Source organism: Burkholderia sp. Se-20378 (genome assembly GCF_017104665.1).
Taxonomy (GTDB): Bacteria; Pseudomonadota; Gammaproteobacteria; order Burkholderiales; family Burkholderiaceae; genus Burkholderia; species Burkholderia lata.
Genome location: NZ_JAAGPG010000592.1, coordinates 1 through 5,061, shown reverse-complemented (window position 1 = coordinate 5,061; position 5,061 = coordinate 1). Strand labels below are relative to the sequence as shown.

General features: G+C 68.8%; 6 protein-coding genes. All 6 read left to right on the top strand.

The window, feature by feature from the left end; genetic code table 11:
• Positions 1–302: ATP-binding cassette domain-containing protein (locus G3N93_RS34370; protein WP_206134965.1), on the top strand; the 302-nt coding region annotated here is incomplete at its 5' end.
• The gene (locus tag G3N93_RS34365) at positions 274–1,491 is read left to right on the top strand and encodes an ABC transporter permease (RefSeq protein WP_174938534.1); all 1,218 of its coding nucleotides are present in this window, start codon (positions 274–276) and stop codon (positions 1,489–1,491) included. The genes G3N93_RS34370 and G3N93_RS34365, both read left to right, overlap by 29 nt.
• Positions 1,488–2,228: an outer membrane lipoprotein-sorting protein gene (locus tag G3N93_RS34360; RefSeq protein WP_174933435.1), complete on the top strand. Its 741-nt coding sequence runs from the start codon at positions 1,488–1,490 to the stop codon at positions 2,226–2,228. The genes G3N93_RS34365 and G3N93_RS34360 overlap by 4 nt, the downstream gene beginning before the upstream one ends.
• On the top strand, positions 2,218–3,537 hold the full coding sequence (locus G3N93_RS34355) for a hypothetical protein (protein WP_206134964.1): 1,320 nt from the start codon (positions 2,218–2,220) through the stop codon (positions 3,535–3,537). The genes G3N93_RS34360 and G3N93_RS34355 overlap by 11 nt, the downstream gene beginning before the upstream one ends.
• Positions 3,538–3,552: 15 nt before the next feature.
• A complete protein-coding gene (locus tag G3N93_RS34350) occupies positions 3,553–4,662 on the top strand; it encodes a hypothetical protein (protein ID WP_206134963.1) in 1,110 nt (369 codons plus the stop codon).
• 58 nt (positions 4,663–4,720) lie between these two features.
• Entirely contained in the window at positions 4,721–4,975 is a 255-nt protein-coding gene (locus tag G3N93_RS34345) for an acyl carrier protein (protein WP_011350104.1), read from the top strand.
• Positions 4,976–5,061: the final 86 nt, after the last annotated feature.

Genomic DNA, 5,061 nt, shown 5'->3' with positions numbered 1-5,061 from the left:
CCGCGCGCGAACGCCATCGCCCCGGCGAGCTGTCCGGCGGCGAGCAGCAACGGGTCGCGCTGGCCCGCGCGCTCGCGAAGGAGCCCGCGATCGTGATCGCGGACGAGCCGACCGCCAGCCTCGACAGCACCAACGCACGGGCGGTGGCCGACCTGATCCTCGACACCAATCGCACGCTGGGCACCGCCTTTCTGATTGCATCGCACGACGATCGTCTGTGCGCGCACCTGCCGCGTCGCATCGAGATGCGCGACGGCGTACCGGGAGAGAATCGTGAACTGGTCGACGTTTGCGTGGCGTAACCTCTGGCGCAACAAGCGCCGCACCGTGCTGACGATGGCGATGATCGGCGTCGCCGCGTTCGCGTCGAGCCTTGCGCTCGGCTACGTGATCGCGACCTTCGACGCGGTGCGCGAAGGGTCGATCGACAGCGGCGTCGGCCACGTGCAGGTGCTGCATCACGGCTATCTCGACCTGATCGGCGAGCGGCCGCTGCAGTACGGGCTGACCGCCGACGAACAGGCCACCGCCACGCACGCGATCGCGGCGCTGCCCGGCGTCGCGACCACCGCGCGCGGCATCGACTTCGACGGGCTGATCTCGAACGGCGATCTCAGCTACGGCTTCGTCGGCGAAGGCATCGAGCCGAACCGCGAGCCGCCCGGCTTCTTCGACTATCACACGGTGCTGTCGGGCCGCTACCTGTCGCCGACGAATGCCGGCACCGAAGTCGTCGTCGGCGCCGAACTCGCGCGCAAGCTCGGCGTGCACGTCGGCTCGGTCGTGCAGCTGATGGCGTCGACCGCGCACGGCGGCATCAACGCAACCGACGCGCAGATCGTCGGCGTGATGAGCACCGGCAACAAGGACGTCGACGAGCGGATCGTCAACGTGACGTTCACCGCCGCGCAGGCGCTGCTGCGCACCGACCGTGCGTCGCGCATCGCGGTGTTCCTGACGGACACCGCACATACGCCGGCCGCCGCCGCGACGCTGCACGCCGCGCTGCCGACGCTCGACGTGAAGACCTGGGACCAGCTCGTGTCGCTCTATCACCAGGTCGTCGCGCTGTACAAGAACCAGTTCTCGGTGTTCGGCGCGATTCTCTGCCTGACGATCCTGCTGTCGATGAGCAACTGGATCCTGATGAGCATCGTCGAACGCCGCCGCGAGATCTCGACGCTGCGCGCGCTCGGCGTGCCGGCCGCGACGGTGCGCGGCGTGCTGATCCAGGAGACCGCCTTCCTCGGCCTGCTCGGCGCCGCCGCCGGCATCGCGGTGGCGCTGCTGACGATGGTCGCGCTCAATCACGCACAGATCCACCTGCCCCCGCCGCCGGGCCGCGTGAAGTCGATCCTGCTCGAATTCACGGTCTCGCCGGCCGCCGTGGCCGCCGTCGAAGGCGCGTTCGTCGTGCTCGGGGTGGCCGCCGCGCTGCTCGCGACACTCGGGCTCGCCAAACGCAACATCCTCGAAGGACTCGCCCCATGATTCGCATTCGCCATCTGGCCGCCGCGCTCGTCGCGTGCGCGCCGCTTGTTCATGCCGCCGACGCACCGACGGCCCAGACCATGCTCGCCCGTGCCGACGCGTACCGCAGCACTGCCGCCGATACGCAGACGAACATCCAGATCACGAACGAAGTCGGCGGACAGTCCGGCGACGCAACACGCTATCTCGTCTACACGCGCGGCAACGGCGACACGCTCGCACTGACGCGCAGCGGCGAGAACGACGGGCAGAAGTATCTCGCGACGACGCGCGGCCACTGGTTCTACGTGCCGAACACGCGCAGCGCGGTCCGCATCAACGGGATGCAGCGGCTGCAGGGCGAGGTCGTGATCAGCGACATCACGCGCACGCACTGGGCGGACAGCTATCACGCGTCGGCCGCGGCGGGCGCGACGACGATCGCCGGCAAGCCGGCCACCGAGCTCGACCTGACCGCGACCGATCCCGACAACGTCTACCCGACGATCAAGCTGTGGGTCACGCCCGACACCGACGTGCCGGTGCGCGCGCAGTTCTTTCTTGCCAGCGGCCTGCTGTTCCGCAGCGCCGACTTCTCCGCGCCGGTCGATGCGAACGGGCGCAAGGTGATCCGCAAGATCACGTATCGCAACGAGATCGAAAAGCAGCGCGCGAGCGTCGTCGACATCCTCGACGGCCAGCCGCGCAAGATTCCGTCGGGCTGGTTCAACCCCGACACGCTTGCCGATGGCCAGTGACCACGACGCTCATGTCGACGCCCATCGTGACCGCCGCCTTCCATCATCCGGCCGACTCTGGCCCGCCGCCGCGCTCGCCGTCCCGCTTGCGCTCGGCTGCACGCTCGCGCACGGAGAATCGCTGATGGAACAGTTGAGCACGCTGAACGGCATCGCGTACGCACGGTCGGTCGACAGCATGGACGGGCATGCGCTGCTGGGGAACCTGATCGGCGACCAGCCGCGCAACCTGCAGGAAGCCGGGCTGCTCGCACGCATCGACGGCGAGAACCTGTTCATGAACGCGCGCGCCGTGGCCAGCAACCATTCGCTCGGCGCGCAGGCCACCCGCTTCAACGAGGCCGGCGTGCGCTATGCGTTCGACAACGGCATCACGCTCACGGCCGGCAAGCGGATCGATCCGCTCGACACGTCGCAGGCGTTCTTTCCGCTCGGCTTCTTCCAGAAGCGCGCCGCGACAGCTGACATCTACGACCGCTACGGCGACGTCGAAGGCACGCCGCTCGTCGAAGCGAAATGGGCCGGCGAACAGACCACGCTGCAGATCATCGCCGGCGAAAACCGCACGCTGCGCAGCGACGTCGACAACCGCGACGTGCAGGGCGCGACCCAGCTCGTGCGCGGTGCATACAACTGGTCGGGCGGCTCGGCCTCGCTGCTCGCCGGCCGGCATGCGGGCCACGGCGGCGCCGGCGCGACGCTGTCGTTCGACGTCGCACGCTCGAACACCGTCTATGCGAGCGCGTGGCTCGAACGCGGCACGACGCGGCCGCTGCCGGCCTTCATCGCGAACGGCACGCCGCTCGATTCGCCGGCCGCATACGACGCGGTCGACCGCCGCAACGACCGCCAATACATGTGGCGCAGCGCGGTCGGCATGCAGAGCGCGCTGCCCGGCAATTTCTCGCTGATCGTCGAGTGGTCGCACGACGAGGCGCGCTACGACGCGAACCAGTGGCGCCAGATGGTCGGCGCGGTCCGCGCGAACAACGCACTGCTGCCCGTCGCGCCCGGCGCCGCGCTGGCCGGCCTCGGCGGCACGGCCGATTTCGTGAGCGTCGACGGCAACCTGCGCGACTACCTGTTCGCGCGGCTCGGCAAGAAGATCGGCCGCGTCGAGTACTCGCTGCGCGGGGTCTATTCGCCGCAGGACAAGGGCCTGCTCGCGATCGCGCAGGTCGTCGCCGACGTGAACAAGCGCGTGAGCGTCGATGTCGCGGTCACCCGCGCGTTCTCCGACAGCAACTCCGAGTACCGGATGGTCGGTCTCGGCACCCGTATCGACGCCGCCGTGCGCGTGCGCTTCTGACAGGAACCCAGCCCCATGTCCACGCTTTCCGTCCCCGCTTCGTCCGCCGACCCGCTCGCGACCGCACCGCTGCTGCTGCGCGTGGCCGACCAGGCTGCGTATCCGGTGCTGCGCCACTTCGACATGATCGCGTCGCTCGGCACGCTGCCGCGCGCAGCGGCCCGGCTCGTCGAAGCGGCCGCCGTGCGGCTGCTCGACAGCGAGATGGTGATCGCACTGCATGCCGCCACGCCGGACGTGCTGCCCGATTCGTCCGCGTCGACGCCGCTGCGGCACGACGAAGCGCCGCTCACCGAAGCGCTGCTCGAACAGATCAGCCGCGAGGGATTCCATCACCTGTTCAAGCCGTTCATGCGCGCGTTCATCCGCATCATGTTCGGGCTGTTCTTCTCCGACGACCAGAACCGTCGCGCGTGCGACTGCATCGACAGCGGTCACAACTTCGCGTTCCTGATGAGCGATGGCGGCGGCCCGACGCTCGCCGCATGGCGCACGGTCGTGCGCAGCGACGACAACGGCCTCGCGCTCACCGTCGACAAGGTGTGGGGCATCGAAGCGCATCGCGACTGCATGGCGGTGGTCGCCGCGCGGTTGCCGGGCGTGATGTTCCCGGCCGCCTACCTCGTGTGGCCCGACGAGTATCGCAAGCTGAAGCGCACGACCTGCGGCGCGCCGTTCCTCGCGGGCAACCTGCAGCTCGCGAACGTCGGCGGCCAGGTGCGCGTGAGCGCCGAAGATCGCCTGCGCATCGGCGGCCCGACCGTGTTCAACAAATACCTGACCGTCGTGCGGCCCTACTTCGTCCGTGCGCTGATGGCGCACGTCGGCTGGCTCGAACGCACCGGCCGCGTCGAACTCGACGCCGACGCGCGCGCCGTCCACCAGTTCATCGCCGACGCCGCCCGCAGCCAGACCGACGACGCGCACTACAGCTTCGGCAAGGTGCAGCGCGTGCTCGCGATCAAGCTGCTGTCGAACGAATTCCTGACGGCGCTCGTGCGCGACGGCAGGGTCGCCACGTTCGACGACCAGCGCGACCTGCTGGCGTTTTCGAAGATGGAAGGCAGTTCGTACCGTTGTTATCACGAGCTTCGCAAGAGCCTGCGCTGCGAAGCCGGCAGTTGACCCACGCGACAGGCCGATCGATCCCGATCAACCCACTTCATTATCAGGAGCTCCTCTCATGACGACCCAGAACGTTCCGGCCGACGCGCTCGACATCCTGTCCCGCGAAGTCGCGAAGATCCTCAACGTCGAGACCGTCGACACCGACGCCGGCATCGGCGAACTCGGCATCGATTCGCTGAACATCGTCGAGCTGATCGTGTTCTGCGAACAGCTCTACGGTTCGATCGACCCGGAAGCGCTGAACATCACGCAGTACACGACGCTGCAGCAGCTCGACGCGCAACTGCGCCGCCAGCAGCACGCCGCCTGACACGACGATGCTCGCGCCCCTTGCGACCGCGGCGGCACCCGCCGCCCAGCCGGCCCCGGCGACCGCGCTGACCGTGCAGGCGCTCG